Consider the following 25160-nt stretch of genomic DNA (forward strand, 5'->3'; position numbering starts at 1 on the left):
CTCAGTTCTCCTTGGAATCGTCCGGGGTCAGCGGAACGAACGTCGCATTCCGGTCCACGTGCATGTAGATGTCGTTGGCGATCGGGTTCCGCCGCTCCTCCGCGATCTGCCCCAGCAGCCCGGCGGTGCGGGCGAGCAGGGCGAACCCGCGCAGGAAGTCCACCGGAAGCCCCAGGTCAGCCAGGGCTGCCCCACAGACCCCGGCGCCGTTGAGCGGAAGCTTCTTGCCCAGCACCTCTTCGCTGACCCGGCCCATGGCCTCGAACAGGCGCAGGTGCTCCCCGCGGGTGCCGCCCTCTTCGGCGATCTGGATCAGCCGCGGGGTGCGTGGGTCTCCCTGCTTGTGCACCGGATGGCCCAGGCCGGGGACGATCTGCTTGGCGGCCCGCGCCCGGGTGATGGCCTCCCGCGCCAGAGACTCGAAGTCGGCGTCGGTGCTGCGCTCGCCGTCGTCCGCTTCCAGGACCTGGTGCAGGAACCTGCCGGTGTCCTCGGTGACGCCGAGGAAGCGGGAGCCGCCGCCGAGCAGACCCGCGGCGATCGCGCCCTGGATGGACTCCGGGGCTGAGAGGTAGGTCAGCCGGGCGGCGATCGCGGTGGGGGTGAAGCCATGATCGGCCAGCGCGACCAGCACCGCCTCGAAGGTCCGCAGCTCACCGGGGGTGGGCCGGCGGGTGGCGGTCATCCAGAACGCCAGCTCGGCGAACCCGACCTTGCCCATCAGGTCCTCGGAGAGGGACTGGCCCATGAGGCTGATCTCTTCGGTGGTGGAGGTCCCCAGCGAGGTGGGGTAGCTGGGCGTCTGATTCGTGTTCTCGGCGGCGCTCATCGCTGCGTCCCTTCTTCGGTCGTCAGCCAGGCTTTGATCTCCTCGGTGTGTTCGCCGAGCTTCGGCGGAGCCAGCTCATAGCGCGGGGTCATGGTGTTGAAGCTCAGCGGGTGCCGGACCCCAGGAACGGCGCTGTCGCCGCTGCCCACCTGCACCACCGGCTCCAGGCCCAGCGCTTCCGCGTATTCGACCCCCTGTCTGATGGAGTTGATCGGGCCGCAGGGCACGCCGACGTCGTTGAGCTTCTCGAAGAGCTCCTGGGCGGTGTGCTTGGCCAGCTCCGCCTCCAGGATCGGGCGGAGCTCGTCGCGGCGGTCGGTGCGGTCCCCGACGTCGGCGAAGCGCTCGTCCTCGGCGATCTGCGGGATCCCCAGCACCTTGCAGAGCCTGCCGAACTGGGTGTTGTTGCCGGCGGCGATGATCACGTCGTCATCGGCGGTGGGCATGGCCTCGTAGGGATAGAGCGAGGGGTGGGCGTTGCCCATCCGCATCGGGGTGGTGCCGCCGCCCACGTAGGCGTGGGTCTGGTTCACCAGACCGGACATCGCCGAGGCCATCAGGGAAGCCTCCACATGGGCGCCGTCGCCGGTGTGGTCGCGCTGGCGCAGCGCAGCGAGGATGCCGATGGTCGAATGCAGTCCGGCCATCACGTCGAACACGCTGATCCCGGCGCGGTAGGGCGGGCCGTCCGGGGACCCGGTGAGGCTCATCAGCCCCGACATCGCCTGCACGATCAGGTCATAGCCGGGGTACTTGGCACCCTCGCCCTGGGTGCCGAAGCCGGTGATGGAGGAGTAGACGACGCTGGGGTTGGTCTTCGAAACCGAGTCGTAGTCCAGCCCGAACTTCTTGAGTCCGCCGGGCTTGAAGTTCTCGATGACGACGTCGGCGCGCCCGGCCAGACGCTGCGCAACGCAGAGATCGTCGCCGTCCTTGAAGTCCAGCACGATCGACTTCTTGTTGCGGTTGATCGCCGCGTAATAGGTGGAGACCCCGTCCGGGCGACGCGGCGGGACCCAGGTGCGCGTGTCATCTCCGCCGGTGCCCTCGACCTTGATCACCTCGGCGCCGAGGTCCGCCAGCAGCATGGTGGCGTAGGGTCCCGCGAGCACCCGGGAGAAGTCAGCGATCAGGATCCCGTCCAGCGGAAGCCGACCGCCTCCCCGCGGGGTCTGCGCGGCCTCCTCGCTTCCGGGCTGCGCGCCCAGGGCGCTGGTCTCATCTGGATGGTGCTGGCTCATCACGGAGTCCCCTTTCTGTGATTCCCACCCAGGCCGCGTCACCACCCTGCGTGTCGTCATGCGGACACCCGTCCGCTTATCTCCTGGCCAGTTTCACACCGCTTGGGCGGGGCCGTCAACCCCGGGCGCGCCTGGTCGAGATTCCCTCGAGCGGGGTCCGTGAGATCGGAGTCACAAAGTAATCGGACTCTTGTCCACTGTGCGAACGCGCGCTATCGTGAGGGCCATCACAGAGATCTTCACAGGAGGCTGACATGAGTTCTGAAGCCGCATCCAACGGCACTGGCGCGCCCGTTCTCTTCAAGAACGGGATCGTGCTGACCATGGACAAGCAGCACAGCGTCTTGACCAGGGGCGACGTCCTGGTGCTGGGTGACACCATCGCGGCCATCGGCCCTGATCTCGAGGTGCCTGAGCACGCCCAGGTGATCGACGCCGCGGGCGGGATGATCACCCCCGGCTTCATCGACACGCATCGGCACATGTGGCAGACCGCCATGCGGGGCTACGGGGCCGACTGGACGCTGACCCAGTACTTCGTCTGGAACTACCTCGAGCATGGCAAGAAGTTCCGCCCCGAGGACATCTACGCCGGCAATCTGCTCTCCGCCGTGGAAGCCATCGACTCCGGGGTCACCACCTCGGTGGACTGGTCCCACGGGCTCTCCACCGTGGATCATGCCGACGCGGCCGTGGACGCCCTCGAAGAGGTCGCCGGCCGCTTCGTCTTCGCCTACGGCAACATCCACGCCGGGCCCTGGGAGTGGTCCGCCTCGCCGGAGTTCCACGACTTCGTAGACCGCCGGATCCCTCGCTCCGGCGGCCAGCTCGGCGATGACATGCTCGGCTTCCAGATGGCCTTCGACGTCACGGGCGACCCGGAGTTCCCCGAGAAGAAGGCCTTCGAGGTCGCCCGGGACCTGGGCGTGGGCGTCACCACCCACGCCGGCGTCTGGGGCGCGACGAACGACGACGGCATCCGGCTCATGCACGAGCACGGGTTCATGAACGAGAAGACCGTCTACGTCCACGCGGCGACGCTGAACCAGGACTCCTATCAGCGCATTGCAGCCACCGGAGGCTCGGCCTCGGTCTCGGCGGAGTCCGAGTCCAGCTGCGGGCAGGGCTATCCCTCCTCCTGGCAGCTGCGCAAGCATGGCATCCCGGTCTCCCTCTCGGTGGACACCTCGGTCTGGTGGAGCGCGGATCCGTTCGCGGCGATGCGCTCCACGCTGAGCTCGGACCGGGCGCGGGAGCACTTCGAGCACCATGCCACCGGTGAGACCTGCACCAATCTCGGCCTGCGCGCCGACCAGGTGGTCGGCTGGGCCACCCATGGTGGGGCCGAGGCGCTGGGGATGGAGAAGTCCATCGGCTCCCTCGAGGTCGGCAAGAAGGCCGACATCGTGCTGATCAAGAACGACGACTCCCCTGCGATGTTCCCGATCCTGAACCCGCACGGACACGTGGTCTTCCAGGCCCAGCGCGGGGATGTGCACACCGTGATGGTCAACGGCCGGATCGTGAAGCACCAGCACAAGCTGGTGGATGTGGATCTCGCCAAGGTGCGCCGCACCGTCGAGGCGACCGTGGAGCACATCGCCTCGGAGCTGGGCCAACAGGAATGGGAGGCCGGGATGAGCCCCGAGGTTCCCGAGACCAAGATCCTGGACAACCCGTACACCTACACCGAATATCGCACCGAGAAGACCCATGCCGCGCAGGGGCGGGGTCCTGACGCCTGAGGGGGCGCAGTGCCCGCACGTGATCCTTCGCGCCGATCACATGCGGGCAAGACTGGGGCTGCGCTCGAGGGGAGCGCAGCCCCAGTCGTGTGCATCGAGGGTGGCGAGGCTCATCGGGCCGCGGCGCGCCGGACCACCAGCGCAAAGGGCACCGCCGCCGCCAGTGCCGCGAGCACGATGAGGACCCCCACCCAGCTGGCAGGCTCATGGATCAGCGTGGTCCAGGCCTCTCCGGAGAGCTGGGCGTCCAGCGAATAGGCCCCGGCGCCGGTGAAGCCCAGCACCGCGGCGGCCGCTGCCAACACGTAGGGGTACTCCCCGCCGCCGGCGATGTTCCAGAACTTCCCGGAGTTCAGCTGCAGGGTCACCCCGGCGACCACCATGGTCCCGGCCGCCAGCAGCGCCCCGACCGGGGTGAGGAAGCCGAACAACAGCAGGGATGCGGCGATCAGCTCGGAGAGCCCGGCCGCGAGCACCATGCCGCGGCCCGGATGCAGCCCCAGGCTGGCGAAGATCTCCCCCTGGCGGTGCAGACCCTGGCCGCCGAACCAGCCCGCGAGCTTCTGGGTGGCGTGGGTGAAGAGGACCAGCGCCAGCACCAGGCGCAGCAGAAGCAGACCGATCTCCATGATCACCTTTCATCGGGCGGACGAGTGTCCGCTAAAGTCAGTGTCGTCCGGCAGGCCTGCCTCGTCAAGGGCCTCGGCACGTCGCGGCTGCTCTCGCGTAACATGAGGTGCCTCACACGAGATGACCCAGTCATGCGAGGAAGGGGGACACCGTCACAAGCTCAGCCGGACAGGATCCCCGCGCCCATGACCCCCGTGCCACCGAGCCGGCAAGTCTGTGGAAGCGGTTCAACGCCGGACTCCACGAGTTCTACGTGGCCCCCTACCGGCGGGTCTTCGCCCGCGCCAAGCGCGATGAGGAAGACCTGTTCATGATGCTGGTGCTCTCCGAGGCGCTGGGCCTGCCGAACCCCGCCTCCGGGATGACGCTGGAGCTGCTGCCCGAGATGCTGGACCGGATGCATGAATGGCACACCCGTCAGGGACTGGACCACTCCCCGATGGACGGACTCGGCTGCTGCTGAAAGGACTCGGTACAGATGCTGCTGGACCTGATTGAACGACGCCGCGTGATCTTTCTCGGCGGCAAGGGCGGAGTCGGCAAGACCGTCACCGCCTCGGCAGCGGCGCTGCACCAGGCCACCGCCGGCAGGCGGGTGCTGCTGGTCTCCACCGACCCCGCGCACAACCTGGGCCACCTGTGGGACCAGGCCGTGGGTGATGACCCGGTGGAGCTCTACCGCGATGACGCCAGCGGCGGAGTGCTGCGCGGCGTCGAGATCGATCCCCAGCGCACCATCGATGAGCACCTGGCAGAGGTCGGAGCCAACCTGCGGGACTTCATGCCCGAACACCTCCACCCCCAGGTGGCCGCTCACCTGAAGCTCTCCGCCCACTCACCGGGCACCCATGAATCAGCCATCCTGGAGCGGATCGCGGTGCTCATCGAGTACGGCCTGGACTCCCACGACCTCATCGTGTTCGACACCGCCCCCTCCGGCCACACAGCCCGGCTGATGGCGCTGCCAGAGATCATGTCCACCTGGATGTCGGGCCTGCTGACCCGGCGCAGCAAGGCCGAGCGCTTCGGCGCGGCGGTGCGGGTCCTCGACGGTGACGACGACCCGGCGAAGACCTCTCCGACGAATCGCGACCAGCGGATCCGGCAGGTGCTGACCCGCCGCAAGGCGCGCTTCGAGATGATGCGCGAGGTCCTCGCCAACCCCAGGGCCTGCAGCTTCGTGATCGTGCTGACCCCCGAGCGACTTCCGGTGCTGGAGTCCACGGAGCTCTGCGCACAGCTGCGTGAGGCCGGCGTCGACGTCGGCGGGCTGGTGGTCAACCGCCTCTCCCCCACCGACGCCGGGGAGTACCTGGCCCAGCGGCGGCAGCAGGAACAGCGCCATCTCGACTCGCTGACCGAGCTGCTCCCCGGGGTCCCGGTGGACACGCTGCCGCTGCTCTCCGGCGACCTGGTGGGCCGGGCAGCGATCCAACGCCTGGCGCACGAGCTGAGCTGACGCAGCGGCGCTGCTCAGTCCCGTGCGTGCCGGCGGAGGTATTCGCGGATCCGGGCGGCGGCGTCGTCGGTGATGTGATGCTCCTCGTCGCGGTAGACGTTCAGCGTGGTCACCCCGACCAGTCCCTCGAACGCCGCGGCGGTGTCCTTCACCCGGTGCAGCGGCACCCAGGGATCCTCATCGGCGCAGAAGAGCTCCACCGCGAGCCCGCTCAGCCCAGGTGCTGCCGCCCGGGTGAAGCTGCGCGGCCGGGGGCCCAGATATCCGCCGGTGTGCAGCAGGGCGCCGTCCACCGCCGGCTGGACCGTGAGGAGGTGCTCGGCCAGCAGGCAGGCGCCCTGGGAGAAGCCGAAGACGATCACCGGGGCGCCGCCTGCGCCGCGTGTCTGGAGGAGTTCGGCGAGCTGAGCCTCCAGCACCCCCAGTGCCTGGTCCAGCTGCGGCTGATTGGACTCGCGGGGTTCCATGAACCTCCCCGGGTACCAGGAGTGCTCAGCCGCCGTCGGCAGCCACCAGCAGATGCCCTCCAGTGACAGGCGCGCGGCGAGGTCGATGAAGAGCTGCGGGCTCTGGGTGCGGCCGTGCACCCCGTACACCACCAGCCGTGCGGCCTCGGCGGCGACGCCGTGGTGCACGAGGTTCATCTGGTCATGGGTGGCCACGGCGGATCAGTCGTCCACGCGCAGCGGCTCGAGCTGGGACATGATGTGCTCGCGCTCGTGCTCGAACTGCGCGGGCAGCATGAACTTCCGGCCCAGCTCCTCGGGGGACTCGTCGCAGTCCCAGCCGCCGTCGGCGTGGGTGACCGCGAGCTCGAACAGCGCCCCACCGGGTGTGCGCACGTAGTGGGACTTGAAGTAGGTGCGGTCCTTCAGCTCGGAGATGTCGGTGTAGCCGGCGCCCTCGATCTCGAACTTCGAGGCCTCCTGGTTCTCCAGGGTGTCGAAGTTCCAGGCGAAGTGGTGATAGGTTCCTGCCGCGAAGCGCCAGGTGCCCTGATCATCGGTGCGATTGCCGCGCAGCTCCACCCAGTTGCCGAACTCATCGGAGCCGACCTTGAACCGGGCGACGTCGCCGGCTTCGGCGATCTCCCCGCCGAGGAAGAACACGTCCTTGGCGAAGTCCACCATCCGGTCCTGGTCATAGACGTGGATGCCCATGCCGTAGATCCCGTGCACCGCGTGCTCCGGCGGCACCCCGTGGCCGGGGTGGCCCACGCGGGAGTCGCCGTGGACGCCCACGAGCACGTATTCGAGCCCACAGGGGTGGTTGAACGCCAGGCGCCGCTCGCCGAAGAGCTCCGACTGCTGGTGTTCGATCTGCATGGAGCTCAGTCGCTGCGCCCAGAAGTCCATCGAGCCGGCGGGCACCGCGAGCATCACCTCGCGGGCCTGGTTGGTGCCGCGAGTGCCTAAGCGGCCCTGCTGCGCCCAGGGGAAGGTGGTGACCACGGCGGAGGGGTCGCCGTCGGCGTTGGAGTAATAGAGGTGGTAGATCGGGATGGAGCCGTCGTAGAGCACCGTCTTCTTGATGAAGCGCATGCCTAAGACCTTGGTGTGGAAGTCCACATCCTCCTGCGCCCTGCCGACGGAGAGCGTCACGTGGTGGGAGCCGAGCAGATACGTCATGATGATGCCCTTCCATGGAGGTGACTGCTGCGATCTGGGACTGAGTTGATCTGGGACTGGAGTGATCTGGCGTCGTCGTCGCGCTGGGAGGGCCCGGCCAGCGTGGCGGGATCATCGCCGGCCCACGCGGCGCGGATCAGCCGGACGGCGTCGTCTGGAGTCATCGCGCGCGGGTTGCTCGCCGGGACGACGCCGAGGATCAGCTCCGCAGCACGTCCAAGGTCCGCTTCCTTCAGTCCGTGTTCGCGCAGCGCACGCGGGGCCTCGACCCTGCTGCGCAGCCGTTCCAGTCCGGCGGTCGGGTCCGCGACACCGAGCGCCGCCGCGATGCGCTCCCCAGCCTCAGGTGCTGACGGCAGGTTGAACGCGAGCACGTAGGGCAGCATCACGGCGTGGGTCTGGGCGTGGGGCAGGCCGAAGGATCCTCCCAGCACGTGGCAGATCTTGTGGTGCAGGCCTGAGCCCGCTGAGGCGAAGGCCGTGGCGGCGAGATACGCGCCGTATTGGAGCTGCTGGCTCCCCTCGGGGCTGTGGATCGACCCCTCGGCGAGCTGCGCCATCCCCCGATTCAGGGCGCGGATGGCTTCTGCGGACCAGAGGCTGTTCAACGGATCCGCGCGGGGGGCCCAGAAGGAGTCGATGCAATGGGCCAGCGCATTCATCCCGGAGGCGCTGGCCAGCTCGGCCGGAAGATCACGGACCAGCTCGACGTCGTAGACCACGCTTCGGGGCAGGACCACGTCGTCGGTGCCGGTGGCCTTGACCCCGGCCTCGGTGACGCCCCAGATATTGGTCGCCTCCGAGCCGGCGTAGGTGGTGGGCACCGCGATGATCGGGGCGCGGGTCTTCAGGGCGACCGCCTTGCCGAGCCCGATGGCGGAGCCGCCGCCGACGCAGAGGATCAGATCGGCCTGGGCCTGTGTCGCGGCGTCGCAGGCCCGCTCCACGTCCTCCACCGGGACGTGCTGACGGGCGCCGTCGAGCCGGTGGGCGATACGCAGCGTGGCATGGAGCGCGTCGGCGGCGGCCTCGGCGCTGCCCGAGGCGATGAGCAGAATCTGCTGGGCGCCCATCCGCTTCGTCTCGCTGCGCACATCGGCGGTCAGGTTCCCGGCGCCGAAGTGCACCCGCTGACCCAGCGTATGGTGGCTGAAGCTCATGGTCATGTGGTCTCTTCTCCCGCGGCGGCGTCAGGACTGCAGACGCTGTGAGGGCGCCGCAAGATTCGGACAGCTGTCCGAGGGCCATTATGTGGCGTGAACCACATCGCCTGTCAAGGGTTCGCCGGTTCGAGGCAGTGGTGTTGATTGCCTTCAGTCCTGGTCAGCGCCGATCACCCTGACCTTTTCCTGCACCGTTCAGCCCGCTCGGCGGAACGCGGTCTCGATCTGCTCCAGCGTGCGCTCCTTGGTCTCGGGGACCTTCTTCCAGGTGAAGATGAAGGCGGTGAAGCAGATGACGGCGAACCCGGCGAAGATCCAGCCCACCCCGAAGGCGGCGAGCGCCGTGGGGAACAGCAGCGAGACCAGGCCGTTGGCCAGCCAGTGCGCGGTGGTCACCACGCCCATCGCGGCCGCGCGCACGCCCAGCGGGAAGATCTCCCCGAGCACCACCCAGACCAGGGCGCCCCAGCTGACCTGGAACATGAAGATGAACACCGCCAGGCAGGACAGGGTGGCGATGCCCAGCGCGCCGAGTCCGTCGGGAGCCGGCATGACCAGGTTCACCACGGCGAGCACCGCGAGCGCCAGCGAGGTGCCCAGCGCGCCGACCAGCAGCATCGGGCGGCGCCCCCAGCGGTCGGTGTAGGTGATCGCGACCCAGACCGCGGCGATGTTGAGCGCACCGATGATCAGGTTGGAGCCGATCGCTCCCTCATCGGAGAAGCCGACGTTCTGCAGCGTGGTGGGCGCGTAGTAGAGCACCGCGTTGATGCCCATGACCTGCTGATAGACCCCCAGCCCGAACCCCACCCCGAGGATCGAGAGCACCCAGGGGCGGCGCAGCGCGCGCAGGCCTGAGACGCCGTCGCGCTTCTCCGCCTCATGGACCTCGTGGATCTCACCGAGTTCCCGGCGGGCCTCCTCGGGAGTGCGGTCGCGCAGCAGCATCGTTTCGGCCTCGGCCTCCCGGCCGCGGTGGACCAGCCAGCGCGGGGTCTCGCGCACCACGGTCAGTCCCAGCGCGAAGAGCACCGAGGGGATCACCGAGAGTCCCAGCATCCAGCGCCAGGACTCCACCGGGGCGAAGGCCACTCCGACGACGAACCCGAGGAACTGACCGATCACGATCGCCAGCACATAGGAGGCGGTGACTCGTCCGCGGATCCGCGCCGGAGCGATCTCGGAGAGATACACCGGGAGTACGACGGCGGCCAGACCGGTGCCCAGCCCGACCACGAGCCGGGCGGCGAACAGCACCTCAGCGTTGGGTGCGAAGGCCATGCCCAGCGGGGCGATCAGGAACAGCGCAGCGGTGACCAGCAGCACGGCTCGTCTGCCGTAGCGGTCGGAGAGCTGACCGCCGAGGCAGGCGCCGATGGCGGCGCCGACCATCAGGCCGGTGACGATCCCGCCTTCAGCCCAGCTGCTGAGCTCGAAGTCCCGGCGCAGGTATACCAGCGCCGCGGAGATCACTCCGGTGTCATAGCCCCAGTTCAGTCCGCCGAGGGCGCCGAAGAGATAGATCAGGGTGGAGCCTCGGCGTCGCTGCGTGGCCGTGGGTGCTGCTGTGCTCATGCTGTTCCGTTCTGCTGCTGTGCTCCAGGTCCCAGGCGCTGACCTGCGCATGGAACGCAAGTCAGACTAGTCTGCGAAGCCACCGGTGGCAGAATGTCGAGCATGCGCATCACCGAGGGGACCCTGGATCATCCGGCTGTGCGGGAGCTCATCGCCGAGCACCTGCGCGATATGCATGCCACCTCCCCGCCGGAGAGCATCCATGCGCTGGACCTCGATGCCCTGACCGGGCCCGGGATGACGTTCTGGAGCGCGTGGTTCGACCCCGAGGAGGTGCTTGCCGGGTGCGCCGCGCTCAAGGAGCTGGATCCCGCGCACGGGGAGATCAAGACGATGCGCACCTGCGCCGCGGCGCGCGGGCGGGGCGTGGCCGACACGATGGTGGAGCATCTGGTGAGCGTGGCGAGTGCTCGCGGCTACGCCAGGCTGAGCCTGGAGACCGGCGTGGAGGACTATTTCGCCGCCGCGCGCAGGCTCTACCGGCGGCACGGGTTCACCGAGTGCCCACCGTTTGGCAGCTACGTGCCGGATCCGAACAGCGTGTTCATGACCCGGATGCTGGGCTGATCAGCGCGGTTCTGGGTCAGCGCAGTTCTGGGTCAGCGCGGTTCTGAGTCAGCGCAGCTCTGAGTCAGCGCGGTTCTGAGTCAGCGCGGCTCTGCGGCGATGGTCTCCTTGAGGATCTCGCTGGTCCCGCCGAAGATCGTGAGCAGCCGCACCGCGAGGTAGGCCTGCGCCACCGGGTAGTCCAGGATGTAGCCGTAGCCGCCGTGGAGCTGCAGGCACGCATCCACCGCTGTCTTGGCCTGCTCGCTGGCCCAGAGCTTCGCCTTCGACGCGTTGATCAGGTCCAGCTCTCCGGCATTGAAGTCCGCCACGGCCGCGGCGACATAGCGCTGGGTGGCTTCGAGTCCCACCTGCAGCTCGGCGAGCTGGAACCGGGTGTGCTGGTATTCGCTCACCGGCTGGCCGAAGGTCTGCCGCTCGGCGACGTAGCCGCGGGTCTGGCGCAGCACCTCGGCGGTGATCACCGCGGCTGAGGTGGCGATGCCGAGCCGGCCCTGGGGCAGGATCGCCTTGGCGTGCTGCAGCCCCCGGCCCGCTTCACCGATCAGGTTCGCCGCGGGGATCTGCACCCCGGCGAAGAACAGCTCGGCGGTGTCGGAGGCCTTGAGCCCCATCTTCTCGAGCTGGCGTCCGGGCTGGTATCCGGGGTTGTCCTGCTTCTCGACCAGGAACAGGCTGAAGGAGCTCTCGGTCCCGCGCTGGCGGACATCGGAGCCGTCGGTGCGGGCCAGCACCAGGGCGCCGTCGCCGGAGATCCCGTTGCCGATGAAGGTCTTCTGCCCGTCGAGGGTCCAGCCGCCGTCGTCGTTCTTGACTGCCCTGGTGCGCACCGCGCGCAGGTCTGATCCGGCGCCGGGCTCGGTGAACGCCACCGAGGAGACGAAGGATCCGTCCATGAAGCGGGGCAGCCAGGCCGCCTGCTGATCGGCGGAGCCGAACTTCAGCAGCGCCGGGAGCACCCAGTCGTCGTGGAGGTGGAGGGCCAGCGAAACCGCGAGCGCGTCGGCGCGGGCCAGCTCCTCATCGAGGATCATCCGGAACCGGTAGTCGCCGAGCCCCATGCCCCCGTGCTCCTCGTCCACAGCGAGCCCCAGCAGCCCGTTCTCCGCGGCGGCGAGCCACAGCGAGCGGTCGATCATGTGCGCGGACTCCCAGCCCTGGTGATGCGGGGTGACCTCGCGGGCGACGAATTCGCGCACCACCTCGCGGAACTCCTCGTGGATCTCCTCGTAGAAACCGGCAAACATCGTGGGCGGGTCACCTTTCGGGCGGTGCGGGGAGCCTGCGCTGAGACTCAGGCGGGTGGGGCGAGGCGGGCGGTGCGGTGCGGTGCGGCGAGGCTCAGGCGACTTTGCCGATGGACTCGAAGCGGGTGAGGATGCGCTGGACCTGGATGATCACCGGCATGTCGATCATCTCACCGCGGAAGCTGAACGCGCCGGCGAGCTCCGGGTCCGCCCGATGCCCGGCGCCGGGTGCCAGTCCGGCGGCGTTCTCGAAGGCGGCGATGACGCCCTTGGCCCATTCCAGGTCGCTGGCGGTGGGCGTATAGGCCTTGCGGATCGGGGCGATCTGCTTGGGGTGGATGCAGGCCTTGCCGATGAACCCGGAGGCGCAGGCGTCCTCGGTCTCCACGGCCAGGCGCTGCAGGTCAGGGACCCGGGTGAAGACGGCGTCGATGATCGGCACCCCCACGGCGCCGGCGGTGAGCAGCAGCCGGTTGCGGGTGAAGCGGATGATCTCGCGCTGCGAGCCGTCGTTGTTGCGCGAGGTGGTCCCGCCGATGCCGGCGATCAGGTCCTCGGTCCCCCAGAGCAGCGCCACGGTGGCCGGGTGCTGGGCCAGGGCCAGGTCGTTGAGCACCCCCACCGGGGTCTCGATCTGCGGGATCAGCCCGACGCCGGGCAGCGCTGCGGCGACCTGGTCGAGGACCTCGGTCCGTTCGGCCTTGGCGATGACCACATGGCTGATCTCGGTGCCGGAGATCGCGCGCAGGTCCTCCTCCAGCTCGCCCGAGGCCGGCGCGTTGACCCGCACCAGGGTCCGCCGCGGGTCGAGAGACTGGTCTCCCCAGTTCAGCGCCTGCACCATGTTGTTCCGGGCGATGTCCTTCTCCCCGGAGATCACGGCATCCTCGAGATCGATGATCACGGCGTCAGCAGACCCGGCGGCCTTCACGAAGAACTCGGGGCGACTGGCCGGGCAGAACATCAGGGCGGGGCCCAGCGCGAAGCGGGCCTTGGTGGGGTGAGGCATGTGTCTTCTCCGAGCGTGATCGGCGTGGTGAGCGTGGGCGTGCCGGGACTCCCGTGAGGCCGGCTCTGGTGCGGTGCGGCCGCGCGGGGTCATCCCCTGCGCCGGCGCAGCTCCTCGATCATCTGCGGGATGACATCATGCAGGTCCCCCACCACGCCGAAGTCGGCGATCTCGAAGACCGGGGCGTCCTCATCCTTGTTGATCGCCACGATGGTGCCCGCGGTCTGCATGCCGGCGCGCTGCTGGATCGCCCCGGAGATGCCTGCGGAGATGTAGAGCTGCGGGGAGACGGTGACCCCGGTCTGGCCCACCTGGGCGGCGTGTTCGATCCAGCCGGCGTCGGTGGCTGCGCGAGAGGCGCCCAGTCCCGCGCCGAGCTCGTCCGCGAGCTCCTCCAACGCGGTGAAGTCACCTTCGACGCCGCGGCCGCCGGCGACGACCACGCGCGCCTCGGCCAGGGCGGGGCGTGCGGAGACGCTCAGAGCGGTGCGTTCGAGGATCTCGACGCCGCCGACGGAGGGCCGCACCGGCAGCACCGTGCCGTCGGGCTGATCCCCGGCGTGCAGGAGCGCGTCGACGCGCTGCGGGTCGAGGTTGTTCGGCTTGAAGGTCGCGACCAACGGCCGGCCCGGGGCGGGGATCAGCTGCGACATCGTGGTGTAGGAGCCGGCCAGCTCGGACTTCGTGGCGACCAGCTCGCCGTTGAGCGCCCCGACGCCGCAGATGATCCCGGTGTCCAGCCGGACGGCGAGTCGGGCCAGGGCGTCGGTGATGTCTGCGGTGGAGGAGCCCAGGATGACCTCGGCGCCGCATTCGGCGACGGCGGTCTCGAGCAGGTCCACCACGGCGACCTCGGGGGCGGGCAGGCTGCTCTCGGCGAAGTAGACCTCGCCGATGTCGCTGATCGCCAGCGCCGGGGTGGGATCCCCCTGGTAGGCGCCGACGGCCACATGGACATCGCCCAGCGACTGCGCCTGGGCGATCAGCTCGCGCTGGGCCGGGCTCAGCGCGTCGCCGAGCTCATCGAAGAAGACCAGGACATTGCTCACAGCAGACGCTCCTTCGCCAGGAATTCGACGACCTTCAGGCCGGCGTCCCCTTCATCGATGATGATCTCTCCCGCTGTGCGCGGCGGGCGCGCCGTGGTGGTCAGCACGCGGACCTTCGCGGTGACCTCCTCGGGGCGCAGCCCGATGTCGGCGAGGTTCCATCGGGTCAGCGGCTTCTTCTTCGCCGCCATGATGGCCTTGAAGTTGGGGTAGCGCGGGTCGTTGGCCTGATCGGTGACCGAGACGACGGCGGGCATCCGCACCGCGACCTTCTGCGACTCGGTGCCGCCGGAGCGGGTGACGAGCAGCCGGTCCGGCGCCAGCTCCAGGCTGGTGGCGTAGGTGACCACGTGGGCGCCAAGACGTTCAGCCAGCTGGGCGGGGATCGCGCCGGACTCACCCTCCTCGGAGGCCATGCCGGTGAGCACCAGGTACTCGGGCTCGCCGGAGTCGAACTCGCCGGCTCCCGCGACGGCCTCAACGGCGGCCTTCAGCGCCACGGAGCTGGCCCAGATGTCTGCCCCGATCAGGGCCTCGTCGGTGAGCTGGTAGGCGTCGTCGGCGCCGATCTGCAGGGCCTTCTTCACGGCGGTGCTGGATCCGGCGGGGCCCATGGTCAGCGCGGTGACCCGGACCTCACGGTCCTGGGCGGCCTCGCGCAGCTGCAGCGCGGCCTCCAGCGGGTATTCATCCAGTTCGCTGAGCACGCCCTCGGAGCGGTCGATGCGCCCCTCGGCGTCGTACCGGCGCTCCAGCTGGGCATCGGGGACCCATTTAACCAGGGTGATGATGTGCAGGGGTGCATTCACCATGCGGTGCTCCCGCCTCACTCTCGAAATGTGTGGAGTATCAGACCTTGTCCATGGTCGCATGAAACGCGGTTCCTGGCAGGGTCGTGAAGCCCTGCGACACCGGCCTAGAACCCCGCCCGCCCCACCATCCTGGGTGGTTGAGTTCTCCGGTGGATACGTTCCCGCGGGAAAACTCAACCAGCCGGGAGGGATTGGGGTCCACGGGCGGGTGAATATCGGCTTGTTTGACTATATGATCACTCTGTTCAGGAGCAGATCCTGGTGCCGCCCCGTTCCGCGCAGTGGACGCCTCACACTGGAGACGAATGCCACGGGGACCTCCCAGCATTGGCGGACCATCACCACGGTCCTGACCACCACCGTATTGGCCGCCACTCTGATCGGCGCCTCCGCGCCGCCCCCAGCGACGACGACGCAGCTCACCCACTCCGTGCTCAGCGCCTCCGCGCCGGCAGCGGTCCAGGTGACCGGGGCCCCGGTGTCGTCGATGATCTCAGCCGCGCCCGCGGTCGCGCCCGCCGTCGCGCCCACCACGGGCCGCCCCGCGGCGAAGACCCTGCCGGCTCCCACTCCTGCGATCTCCGGTGCGGCCGCCGTGGGTAAGAAGCTCATCGCGAGGCCGGGCGCCTGGACCAGCGGGACCTCGCTGAGCTACCGCTGGCATGCCGAGGGCAGGGCGATCAGCGGCGCGACGCGAAGCACCTTCACCCCGAGCACCGCGCAGCAGGGAAAACGGATCACCGTGCAGGTGACCGGAAAGCTCTCCGGATACGCCACGGCGTCGAAGACCTCGGCGGCCACGTTGAAGGTGGCGCGATCCTCCGCCCCTCGGGTGACCGGCTCGGCCGTCACCGGGAAGACCGTCTCGGCCAGCGTCGGGACCTGGACGCCCTCGACGTCGTTCTCCTACCAGTGGCGCGCCGACGGCACCTCGATCAAGGGGGCGACCAGCCGAACCTATACGGTCGCCAACGCCCACCAGGGCAAGAAGCTCTCGGTGCGGGTGACCGGCAAGAAGTCCGGGCACACCACCCTGACCCGCACCTCGGCGTCGACCGCGGCGGTGAAGAAGGCGACCAGCGTGCAGATCACGTCCTCGACCTTCCACTGCCCGAAGGGCTACCCGGTCAAGGGCAACGCGGACTCCGGGATCTACCACGTGCCCAGCGGGGCCTACTACACCCGGACCAAGCCCGAGGAGTGCTTCGCAACCGAAGCCGCCGCCCGCAACGCCGGGTACCGCAAGTCCAAGCGCTGAGCCCCCACTCCTCCCGGGCGGTTGAGTAATCCGGTCACAACATAACCACCGGAGAACTCAACCACCCAGGAAGGGTGGGCAGCATCAGCGGGCGCGGGGGACCAGGCGTTCGAGCTGGGTCACGTGCTTGGGCTGGAGCTCCGCGAGGTTCGGCACTTCCAGCAGCTTCATGGTGCGCTCGACCTGATCAGCCAGGATCTCGATCGTCCGATCCACCCCGGCCCGACCACCGGCCATCAGCCCATAGAGATACGCCCGCCCGATCAGGGTGAACTTCGCGCCCAGCGCGATCGAGGCCACGATGTCCGCGCCGTTCATGATCCCGGTGTCGATGGTCACCTCGAGATCCTCCCCGACCTCACGCACCACCTCGGGCAACAGGTGGAACGGCACCGGGGCTCGGTCCAGCTGCCGGCCACCGTGGTTCGAGAGCACGATCCCATCCACCCCGAGGCCCGCGAGCTTCTTCGCGTCTTCGACGTTCTGGACCCCCTTGACCACCAGCTTGCCGGGGAACAGGTCGCGGATGATCTTCAGGTCATCGAAGCTGATCGAGGGGTCCATCGCCTTGTCCAGCATCTCCCCCACCGTGCCCCCGGTGGAGGTCAGCGAGGCGAACTCCAGCGGCGGGGTGGTCAGGAAGTCATACCACCACCAGGGCCGCGGGATCGCGTTGAGAACGGTGCCCAGGCTCAGCTGCGGCGGGATCGAGAACCCGTTGCGCTTGTCCCGGAGCCGGGCCCCGGCCACCGGGGTGTCCACGGTGAAGAACAGCGTGTCGAACCCGGCCCTGCCAGCGCGTTCGGTGAGGTCATAAGAGATCTCCCGGTCCTTCATCACATAGAGCTGGAACCAGTTGCGTCCGTGCGGGTTCGCCTCCTTGACCGCCTCGATGGACGTGGTGCCCAGCGTGGAGAGGGTGAACGGGATCCCCGCCGCCCCGGCCGCGGTGGCCCCGGCGATCTCGCCCTCGGTCTGCATCAGCCGGGTGAACCCGGTCGGGGCGATCCCGAAGGGCAGCGCGGAGGTCCCGCCGAAGATCTCACAGGAGGTGTCGACCTGCGAGACATCGCGCAGGATCGAAGGGTTGAACTCGATGTCCTGGAACGCCTCCCGCGCCCGGGTCAGCGAGAACTCGCCTTCGGCGGCGCCGTCGGTGTAGTCGAATGCGGCCTTCGGGGTGCGCCGCTTGGCGATCTTGTGCAGATCCTCGATGGTCAGCGCTGCGGCGAGCCGTCGGCGGGAGGCGTTGAAGTCGAACTTCTTGAACTTCATCAGCGGCGCGATGTCGCGCGGCTTGGGCAGTTGACGCTGAACCATTGAATGCTCCTAGACCGGTCTCAGGACTGTGGGCGGTACGTGATGACGCGCATCTGATGTCGTACTTGGCTCTCACGATGCCACCGAACCGGCCAGAAGCCCACCACCTGGTCATCTACAGGTGGCCCCACTCAATACGACACCCGCTCGTCGAGGATCCAGCGGGACCGCACTCGGGCGATCCGCCCGGGAGGCCATGCTCACCGATGCTTCGGTCTCGGCGACGGCGAGCACCCCGGCCATCACTTCGAGCACATGCAGACCCAGGGCGCGGCCGAGCGTGGGACCGCGATCGAGCCTTCGGTGCCGTGGACCTCGATCGGGGCGGCCGGCAGGCCGCAAGCTGGGCTGGTGAACTTCGGTCGAATCGGTCAACCGGGCTCCTCGGCGGCACCTGCATGTGATCCCTCCGTCTTCAGGCGCGCGCTGCGTCACCGCGCAACGAATGCCATTTGAACCTTCCGGGGGCCCGGCTCGGCCCGGGTGCTTCGACCCGGAGGTGCCGCGCGGGTGCTCAGTCAAGGTCGCTCAAGCGAGGGTGCTCAGTCGAGGTCGCTCAGGGCTGAGCTGTCACCGATGTTCTGCGTCGAGATCACACTGAGCGTGCCGTTGGTCTCGAGCACGACGGCGGCGATGCTGCTCAGGTCTCCCGAGCCGCTGCTGCGAATGGCCTGGTGCACCTCCGAGGCCGAGAGCCGGTTCCGGCGCAGCTGTTCCTGCTGCATCTGCCCCTCGTGGAACACCACGGCGGGACGGGCCGTGATGAGCGTCCGGAACTTCGGGGCTCGGGCAGAGATCCAGGCAAGGACGAACTGCAGACTCGCGAGCAGAACCAGCGCCAGCGCACCTTCGGACCAGGAGACGTCGCTGCTGAGCAGGATGGTCGCCAGCACGGAGCCGAGAGCCACCGTGACGATGAAGTCGAAGGCATTGAGCTGGCTCAGCGTCCGCTTCCCCGACAGGCGGATCACCAGGACCAGCACCGCGTAGGCGGCCATGCCGATCAGCAGCACCCGGCCCAGGTCTGACCACGTATCGAACCACATGTGCGTCTCACTCTCCGGCGTCGGCGACGCCCTGGTTGGCTGGTGCCCTGCGGTCGGGGATGTCCTAGCTGCGCGGCTCCGAGCCGAAGAACAGCTCGTTCAGGAACGCATTGCGGAACGTGCCCTGCGGGTCGAGCCTCTCAGCCAGGCGCGTGAAGTCCCCGACCCGCGGGTAGAAGCTGGCGATGTCGGTGGTGGCGAAGCGTTTGCCCCAGTGCGGCCGGGCTCCGAGCGGCAGCAGCTGCTCCTCCAGGCGTGGCAGCAGCGCGGCCACCTCCGCTTCACGCTGCAGCCAGGTGAAGTGGAACCCGACGGTCTCCCGGCCTGAGGCGCCGCTCATCCACTGCTCATCGGCTGCCATCGTGCGGATCTCGCTGATCAGCAGCAGCGGCTCGATCTCCGCGGCGAGGGCGCGCATCCTGCGCAGCCCCTCCACGGCGTGCTCGCGTGGAAGCAGGTACTCGCTCTGCAGCTCATCGCCGTTGCTGGGGGTGAAGTCCAGCCGGAAGTGCGGCAGGCGCTGGTCCCAGCTGCCCCACCGCCCACCCTGCTCGGTGGCGAACTCCGGGGGCCCTCCGGCCAGCCCGATGTCCTCGCGCCGGGCGGCGACGCCGAGCACCTCCGCCGGAGGCTCTTCGGTGGACTTCATCCAGACCAGTCCGAAGTCCTCTCCGGCCCAGCGGGTGAACAGGCTCACGCTGTAGGCCGCCTTGGTGAGCTCCTCGAAGTTCTCCAGCACGCCCTCCCAGCTGACCCCGTCATAGATGTCCTGGCGCACCTCAAAGCTGGGGACGACGTCGAGGGTCAGCGTGGTGACCACGCCCAGGGCACCGAGGCTGACCACCGCGCCGTCGAAGTCTGCGTCGCCGCGGCTGAAGGCGTGCACGCTGCCGTCGGCGAGGACCAGGTCCAGGCTGCGCACCGAGGAGGCCAGCGGCGGGTTGCGGTCACCGGAACCGTGCGTGCCGGTGGCCACCGAGCCGGCCACGGTGATGTGCGGCAGCGAGGCCATGTTCGGCAGTGCCCATCCCTCGGCCTGCAGCGCGGCGGCGAGGTCTCCGTAGCGGGTGGCCGCGTCGAAGGTGACGGTGCGCGCCTGCGCGTCCAGGGTGAAGATCCGCGGCATGGCAGTGAGCTCGATCAGGGTGCCGGTGGTGTCTGCCACGGAGCTGAAGCTGTGCCGGCTGCCCAAGGCCTTGACCTGTGCGGACTCAGCGACCAGACGGGCAAGCTCCTCCAGGGAGCGTGGACGTTCCAACCGGGCCGCGGAGTACGTCAGGTTCCCGGCCCAGTTGACCTGGGGCTCCTGCGCGGAGCTGCGCAGATGGCTGACTGCGGGGCGGCCTGCCACGCTGACCTCGGCGGTGATCACTCGGCCGTCGTGGTCGGCGGGTTCTTCCAGGCCTTCGGTGGCGGAGGTGACCATCACCCGGTACGGCGGTGCCGCGCTGAGCGCGATGCTGGTGGGCTGCCGCACCGGGACCGGGATCCGTTCGAGCAGCTTCCCCTCCGCAGAGTAGCGGTGCAGGGCGGAAGCTCCCCAGACGGCGGACCAGAGGCAGTCCTCGGCGTCGACGGTCATCCCGTCGGGGCCGCCCTCGCTGATGTGGATGAAGTCCTCGCCGGCGTCGAGCTCACCGGTGGAGATGTCCACCCGGTAGCGGCGGATCCACCCGGTGGGGGTGTCGGAGAGGTACATGGTCTTGCCGTCGGCGCTGAAGGCCGGTCCGTTGGGGATGGCCAGGTCCTCGAGCACGATGTGGATGGACCCATCGGGGTCCAGGCGCAGCAGGAAGCCCTGCCCGGCCTCGCCGTCATAGGCCATGGCGCCGGCCCAGAAGCGGCCGTGCGGGTCGGCGACGGCGTCGTTCATCCGCAGCGGCACCGAGGACCGGTCCGCGGCAGGTTCACCCAGCGTTTCGACGACCTCCAGCTCACCGGTGGCTGAGCGATCCAGCAGGGCCAGGCCCTTGCCGAGCGCGGCGACCCAGCGGCCGTCGGGGGCGCAGCTGTGCTGACGCACCGGGGCCACCGCGCCGAGCGGCTCCTGGACACGCCCCTGCAGGGTCAGTCCGGCGCCGGGTTCGGCCGAGGTGGAGTACAGGCAGCCGTCCATGATGTCGACAAGCACGAAGGGGTGCTGGGCGGTGCCCGGCTGCTCCTGCTGCGGGACCGGGCTGATGCCGGTCTCCAGGAAGCGCGCGCCCTCGCCGAGGAAGAGTCGCCGCTCGTCCACCGGGGCCCAACCGCTGACTACTACCGATGTGTGCCGTGCGGAATCGATGTTCATTCCCTCATACTTCCAGAAGCAGGCGGCGTCACAGTGAGGCACCTCGCCCAGTCGCCGTCGAGTGTGCGATCTGGGCAGGAACCGGCCAGACACGCCGGAAGAACAGCCCCACAAGCCCAAAAGAATGGCACACCCGCCGCCCCCGGGCGCTGTGGTGTGTGGGTTGGGGCCCGCACCCGGCCTGACCGGCCGGAAGACCTGCCCAGATCGCACACTCGATGGCCTCACCGGGTCTACCTCCGAGCGGCGTCAGCTGCTCACAGATGACCGCTTCTTGCTCCAGACGTCGAAGGCCACGGCCAGCACCAGCACCACGCCGCGGACGACGTTCTGGGTGGACTGGTCGATCCCCAGGATCTGCATGCCGTTGGACATCACGGCCATGATCAGGCCGCCGATGATGGCGCCCTGGACCTTGCCGACGCCGCCGGTGACCGCCGCGCCGCCGATGAACGCCGCAGCGATCGCGTCGAGCTCGAACATGTTGCCAGCCGCCGGCTGCGCCGAGTTGGACCGCGCCGAGTAGACGATGCCGGCGATGGCCGCCAGCACGCCCATGTTGACGAAGAGCATGAAGTTCACCCGCTTGGTCTTCACGCCGGAGAGCTTGGCGGCCTCGAGGTTGCCGCCCATGGCGTAGATGTGGCGCCCGAAGACGGTGCGCTGGGTGACGAATCCGTAGATCAGCACCAGTGCGGCGAGCAGGATCAGCACGATCGGCATGCCGCGCGCATTGGCCAGCTGCCAGCCGAAGGCCATGATCACAGCAGTCACCAGGAGCACCTTCACGGCGAAGAGCCACAGCGCCTCCACAGGCTGCTTGTACTCGAGCTTGCGCATCCGCACCCGCCACTGCTGGACACCGAAGCCGACTGCTGCCAGCGCGAAGATCAGCAGGGTGAACACGTCATAGCCGGGACCACCGAGCAGGCCGTTGAGGAAGCCGCCGGAGATCTGCCGGTACTCGTTGGGGAACGGGGAGAGCGAGACGTTGTCCAGCACCTGCATGGCGAGCCCGCGGAAGATCAGCATGCCGGCCAGGGTCACGATGAACGCCGGGATCCCCACGATCGCCACCCAGAAGCCCTGCCAGATGCCCACCAGGACACCGGTGATGAGTGCGGCGATGATGCCGACCCACCAGGGCATTCCCTCACGGATCACGACGACGGCGGCCACCGCCCCGGTGAGCGCCACCACCGAACCTACGGAGAGGTCGATGTGACCGGCGACGATGATCATCACCATGCCGATCGCCAGGATCAGGATGTACGAGTACTGCAGCACAAGGTTCGTGATGTTCCCAGGGCTCAGCAGCGTGCCACCGGTGAGCACCGTGAAGAGCAGGACGATGAACACGAAGGCGATGTAGATGCCGCTCTGACGCAGATTCCGCGTCATGAGCTCGATGAGATTAGATGTACCGGTCATGCCTCAGTCCCTCTCCATAGTCATGAGCTCCATGAGGCGCTCCTGGGTGGCGTCTTCCACGGGAAGCTGCCCGGTGATGCGGCCTGCGGACAGCGTGTAGACGCGGTCACACATGCCCAGCACCTCGGGCAGCTCTGAGGAGATGACGATGATCGCCTTCCCCGAGGCAGCCAGTTTGTTGATGATCGAATAGATCTCGTACTTCGCGCCGACGTCGATGCCTCGGGTCGGCTCGTCCAGGATCAGCAGCTCGGGCTCGGTGTAGAGCCACTTGCTCAGCACCACCTTCTGCTGGTTGCCTCCGGAGAGCTTGCCGATGACCGACATGACCGTCGGTGCCTTGATGTTCATCGAGGTGCGGTAGCGCTCGGCGACCGCGATCTCCTCGTTGTCGTTGATCCACCCTCGCGGGGCGACCCGCTTCAGTGCCGCCGCGGTGATATTGCGGCGAATGTCATCGATCAGGTTGAGCCCGTAGCGCTTGCGATCCTCGCTGACGTAGGCGATGCCCGCCTTGATCGCGTCCGCGACGCTGTCCACCTTGACCGGCTTCTTGTGCATATAGACGGTGCCGCTGATGTCGCGCCCGTAGGACTTCCCGAAGACGCTCATCGCCAGCTCGGTGCGGCCGGCGCCCATGAGGCCGGCGATGCCGACGACCTCCCCGGCGCGGACGTTCAGCGAGGCACCGTCGACGACCTTGCGTTCCCGCTGCGTCGGGTGGCTGACGTGCCAGTCCTCCACTCGAAAGACCTCCTCGCCCAGCGTCACATCGCGCCCCGGGTACATGTTCTCCATGTCCCGGCCGACCATGCCGCGGATGATCCGGCGAGTGAGATCCTCACCGTTGCGAGTGGCTTCGGCCATGTCGATGGTCTCCACGGTGCTGCCATCACGGATCACGGTGGTGGAGTCGGCCACCGCCGCGATCTCGCCGAGCTTGTGCGAGATGATGATGCAGGTGACACCTTCCTCCCGCAGATCTCGGATGAGACCGAGCAGGTGGGCGGAGTCATCGTCGTTCAATGCCGCCGTGGGCTCGTCGAGGATCAGCAGCTTGACGTTCTTGCTCAGTGCCTTGGCGATCTCCACCAGCTGCTGCTTGCCCACGCCGAGGTGGCCCACAGGGGTGACCGGGTTCTCACGCAGACCGACCTTGTCCAGCAGGGCCGCAGCCTCCAGATTGACCTCGTGCCAGTTGATGATTCCTGCGCGGCTCTTCTCGTTGCCCAGGAAGATGTTCTCCGCCACGGAGAGATGCGGCACCAGCGCGAGCTCCTGGTGGATGATGACGATGCCGAGAGCCTCGGACTCGTTGAGCGAGGAGAAGCTCACCTGTTTGGACTCGAAGTGGATCTCGCCCTCGTAGGTCCCCGCCGGGTGGACCCCGGAGAGCACCTTCATCAGGGTGGACTTTCCTGCGCCGTTCTCGCCACAGACCGCGTGGATCTCCCCCCGACGCACCTGAAGGTTCACGTCGTCCAGCGCCACCACCCCTGGGAACGTCTTGGTGATGGAGCGCATCTCGAGGATGTTCTCGTTCATGGGCCCTCCTTAGGACCTCTGCAGAAGGTCGGGCCCGGGGCTTCCACCCCGGACCCGACCGGTGAGACTGCTGAGCGGCGCTCAGCTCAGTGGTAGATCGGGCTCAGCGCCACATCAGGGTCACTGCTGGCCGGACTCGACCTGCTCCTCGGTGTAGTACTCGGAGTCCACGAGGATCTCCTCGTAGTTCTCCTGCAGGATCATCTCCACCGGCAGCAGGTAGGAGGGGATGACGGCGGAGCCGTTGTCGTAGCTCTCGGTGTCATTGGCCTCGGGCTCTTCCCCGTTGAGGAAGGTGTCCGCCGCGTTGACGGCCTGCTCGGCGAGCAGGCGGGTGTCCTTGAAGATGGTGGAGTGCTGCACGCCTTCGGCGATCAGCGAGACCGTGGCGATCTCGGCGTCCTGACCGGTCACGATCGGCAGACCGTCTTCGATGGTGTCTCCCAGCCCGTCGCTGCGCAGGGCGTTGATGATGCCGCGGGAGAGCGGATCCGCCGGGGAGAGCACGCCGTGCAGCTCCTCCTCACCGCGGTAGGTGCTCGTGAGCAGGTTCTCCATGCGCTCCTGGGCGGTCTCCTGCTCCCAGCGCTGGGTGGCCGCCTGGTCGATCGTGGTCTGACCCGAGGGAACAGCGATGGTCTCATCCTCGATATAGGGCTCGAGCACGTCCATCGCGCCGTCCCAGAAGAACCGCGCGTTGTTGTCATCGAGGGAGCCGGCGAAGAGCTCGACGTTCAGCGTCTCCTCCGGGGCGTCCTCGGCGGGCTCGAAGTCCTCATCCAGGATTCCGAGGCCGTAGAGCAGCGCATTGGCCTGCTCCTGGCCCACGGCGAAGTTGTCGAAGGTGACGTAGAAGTCGACGTTCTCGCTGTTGGTGAGCAGTCGGTCGTAGGAGATCACCGGGATCCCCGCGGCATCGGCGGCGTCGAGCTGGCTGGTCAGCGCCGAGCCGTCGATGGAGGCGATGATCAGCGCGTCCATGTCCTGGGTGATCATCTGGTCGATCTGCTGCTGCTGGGTGGGGATGTCGTCGTCGGCGTACTGCAGGTCCGCGTTGTAGCCGAGCTCTTCCAGGCCGTCCTCCACGGCCGCGCCGTCGTTGAGCCAGCGCTCGTAGGTCTGCGTCGGCATCGACACGCCGACTGTCATGTCCTCGGGTGCGGCGTCTCCGCCGCCGGTGTCGTCTCCGCCTTCACTGCCAGCGCCGCCTCCCGCACATGCGGTGAGACCCAAAACCAGGGCGGCCGAGACGCCCAGCATCTTCATTGATCGGTTCTGCATGATTTTTTCCTCCTGGGTTTCGTGCCTGCCCCTGC

General features: G+C 68.2%; 22 protein-coding genes. 5 read left to right on the forward strand and 17 right to left on the reverse strand.

Annotated features, from left to right (window positions below; genetic code table 11):
• Position 1 precedes the first annotated feature (1 nt).
• Positions 2-829: a citryl-CoA lyase gene (locus LSI54_RS05995; protein ID WP_241477946.1), complete on the reverse strand. Its 828-nt coding sequence runs from the start codon at positions 827-829 to the stop codon at positions 2-4.
• Complete coding sequence (locus tag LSI54_RS06000) at positions 826-2070, reverse strand: CaiB/BaiF CoA transferase family protein (protein WP_241476415.1); 1245 nt, start codon at positions 2068-2070, stop codon at positions 826-828. The genes LSI54_RS05995 and LSI54_RS06000 overlap by 4 nt, the downstream gene beginning before the upstream one ends.
• 254 nt (positions 2071-2324) lie before the next feature.
• On the opposite strand from LSI54_RS06000, the gene LSI54_RS06005 reads away from it, so the two are divergent.
• Positions 2325-3815 carry an amidohydrolase family protein gene (locus LSI54_RS06005; protein WP_241477948.1) on the forward strand — a complete coding sequence of 497 codons (1491 nt, stop codon included), beginning with the start codon at positions 2325-2327 and terminating at the stop codon, positions 3813-3815.
• A gap of 110 nt (positions 3816-3925) precedes the next feature.
• Here LSI54_RS06005 and LSI54_RS06010 read toward each other — a convergent pair whose 3' ends face one another.
• Positions 3926-4444: a DoxX family protein gene (locus LSI54_RS06010; RefSeq protein ID WP_241465741.1), complete on the reverse strand. Its 519-nt coding sequence runs from the start codon at positions 4442-4444 to the stop codon at positions 3926-3928.
• Positions 4445-4659: 215 nt separating this feature from the next.
• On the opposite strand from LSI54_RS06010, the gene LSI54_RS06015 reads away from it, so the two are divergent.
• Together LSI54_RS06015 and LSI54_RS06020 are read left to right on the forward strand one after the other, a co-directional pair.
• Complete coding sequence (locus tag LSI54_RS06015) at positions 4660-4908, forward strand: cory-CC-star protein (protein WP_241465795.1); 249 nt, start codon at positions 4660-4662, stop codon at positions 4906-4908.
• Positions 4909-4923: 15 nt separating this feature from the next.
• Positions 4924-5904: an ArsA family ATPase gene (locus LSI54_RS06020; protein WP_241476413.1), complete on the forward strand. Its 981-nt coding sequence runs from the start codon at positions 4924-4926 to the stop codon at positions 5902-5904.
• A gap of 14 nt (positions 5905-5918) precedes the next feature.
• Here LSI54_RS06020 and LSI54_RS06025 read toward each other — a convergent pair whose 3' ends face one another.
• The 4 genes from LSI54_RS06025 to LSI54_RS06040 form a co-directional block, all read right to left on the reverse strand.
• Complete coding sequence (locus LSI54_RS06025; RefSeq protein ID WP_241476412.1) at positions 5919-6566, reverse strand: alpha/beta hydrolase; 648 nt, start codon at positions 6564-6566, stop codon at positions 5919-5921.
• 6 nt (positions 6567-6572) lie between these two features.
• On the reverse strand, positions 6573-7532 hold the full coding sequence (locus tag LSI54_RS06030; RefSeq protein ID WP_241477950.1) for a VOC family protein: 960 nt from the start codon (positions 7530-7532) through the stop codon (positions 6573-6575).
• A complete protein-coding gene (locus LSI54_RS06035) occupies positions 7529-8698 on the reverse strand; it encodes a maleylacetate reductase (RefSeq protein ID WP_241477952.1) in 1170 nt (389 codons plus the stop codon). The genes LSI54_RS06030 and LSI54_RS06035 overlap by 4 nt, the downstream gene beginning before the upstream one ends.
• 192 nt (positions 8699-8890) lie before the next feature.
• The gene (locus LSI54_RS06040) at positions 8891-10270 is read right to left on the reverse strand and encodes a sugar porter family MFS transporter (RefSeq protein ID WP_241465735.1); all 1380 of its coding nucleotides are present in this window, start codon (positions 10268-10270) and stop codon (positions 8891-8893) included.
• A gap of 102 nt (positions 10271-10372) precedes the next feature.
• On the opposite strand from LSI54_RS06040, the gene LSI54_RS06045 reads away from it, so the two are divergent.
• A complete protein-coding gene (locus tag LSI54_RS06045; protein ID WP_241465734.1) occupies positions 10373-10837 on the forward strand; it encodes a GNAT family N-acetyltransferase in 465 nt (154 codons plus the stop codon).
• Between the two features lie 80 nt (positions 10838-10917).
• Here the strand turns inward: LSI54_RS06045 and LSI54_RS06050 are convergent, their stop codons facing one another.
• From LSI54_RS06050 to LSI54_RS06065, 4 genes are all read right to left on the reverse strand, one after another.
• Entirely contained in the window at positions 10918-12084 is a 1167-nt protein-coding gene (locus LSI54_RS06050; RefSeq protein ID WP_241477953.1) for an acyl-CoA dehydrogenase family protein, read from the reverse strand.
• 94 nt (positions 12085-12178) lie between these two features.
• On the reverse strand, positions 12179-13093 hold the full coding sequence (locus LSI54_RS06055) for an HpcH/HpaI aldolase/citrate lyase family protein (RefSeq protein ID WP_241465731.1): 915 nt from the start codon (positions 13091-13093) through the stop codon (positions 12179-12181).
• An 89-nt stretch (positions 13094-13182) separates the two neighbouring features.
• Positions 13183-14142: an electron transfer flavoprotein subunit alpha/FixB family protein gene (locus LSI54_RS06060; RefSeq protein WP_241465730.1), complete on the reverse strand. Its 960-nt coding sequence runs from the start codon at positions 14140-14142 to the stop codon at positions 13183-13185.
• The gene (locus LSI54_RS06065) at positions 14139-14954 is read right to left on the reverse strand and encodes an electron transfer flavoprotein subunit beta/FixA family protein (protein WP_241465728.1); all 816 of its coding nucleotides are present in this window, start codon (positions 14952-14954) and stop codon (positions 14139-14141) included. Before LSI54_RS06065 ends, LSI54_RS06060 begins: the two co-directional genes overlap by 4 nt.
• Before the next feature lie 232 nt (positions 14955-15186).
• Here LSI54_RS06065 and LSI54_RS06070 point away from each other — a divergent pair, with 232 nt between their 5' ends.
• The gene (locus LSI54_RS06070; RefSeq protein WP_241477954.1) at positions 15187-16212 is read left to right on the forward strand and encodes a sunset domain-containing protein; all 1026 of its coding nucleotides are present in this window, start codon (positions 15187-15189) and stop codon (positions 16210-16212) included.
• A gap of 84 nt (positions 16213-16296) precedes the next feature.
• On the opposite strand, the gene LSI54_RS06075 is transcribed toward LSI54_RS06070, so the two are convergent.
• The 6 genes from LSI54_RS06075 to chvE form a co-directional block, all read right to left on the reverse strand.
• Positions 16297-17532, reverse strand: a complete 1236-nt coding sequence (locus tag LSI54_RS06075) for an alpha-hydroxy acid oxidase (RefSeq protein WP_241477955.1) — start codon at positions 17530-17532, stop codon at positions 16297-16299.
• A 542-nt stretch (positions 17533-18074) separates the two neighbouring features.
• The gene (locus LSI54_RS06080) at positions 18075-18578 is read right to left on the reverse strand and encodes a DUF421 domain-containing protein (protein WP_241477956.1); all 504 of its coding nucleotides are present in this window, start codon (positions 18576-18578) and stop codon (positions 18075-18077) included.
• 64 nt (positions 18579-18642) lie between these two features.
• Positions 18643-20868, reverse strand: coding sequence for an SMP-30/gluconolactonase/LRE family protein (locus tag LSI54_RS13160; protein ID WP_342357801.1), 2226 nt, complete (start codon positions 20866-20868; stop codon positions 18643-18645).
• Positions 20869-21117: 249 nt separating this feature from the next.
• Positions 21118-22299: a multiple monosaccharide ABC transporter permease gene (mmsB, locus tag LSI54_RS06095; protein ID WP_241470774.1), complete on the reverse strand. Its 1182-nt coding sequence runs from the start codon at positions 22297-22299 to the stop codon at positions 21118-21120.
• Between the two features lie 3 nt (positions 22300-22302).
• Entirely contained in the window at positions 22303-23844 is a 1542-nt protein-coding gene (gene mmsA / locus LSI54_RS06100; RefSeq protein ID WP_241465722.1) for a multiple monosaccharide ABC transporter ATP-binding protein, read from the reverse strand.
• 120 nt (positions 23845-23964) lie between these two features.
• On the reverse strand, positions 23965-25125 hold the full coding sequence (chvE, locus tag LSI54_RS06105; protein WP_241465721.1) for a multiple monosaccharide ABC transporter substrate-binding protein: 1161 nt from the start codon (positions 25123-25125) through the stop codon (positions 23965-23967).
• Positions 25126-25160: the final 35 nt, after the last annotated feature.

The sequence above is a fragment of the Nesterenkonia sp. AY15 genome (genome assembly GCF_022565855.1).
GTDB lineage: Bacteria > Actinomycetota > Actinomycetes > Actinomycetales > Micrococcaceae > Nesterenkonia.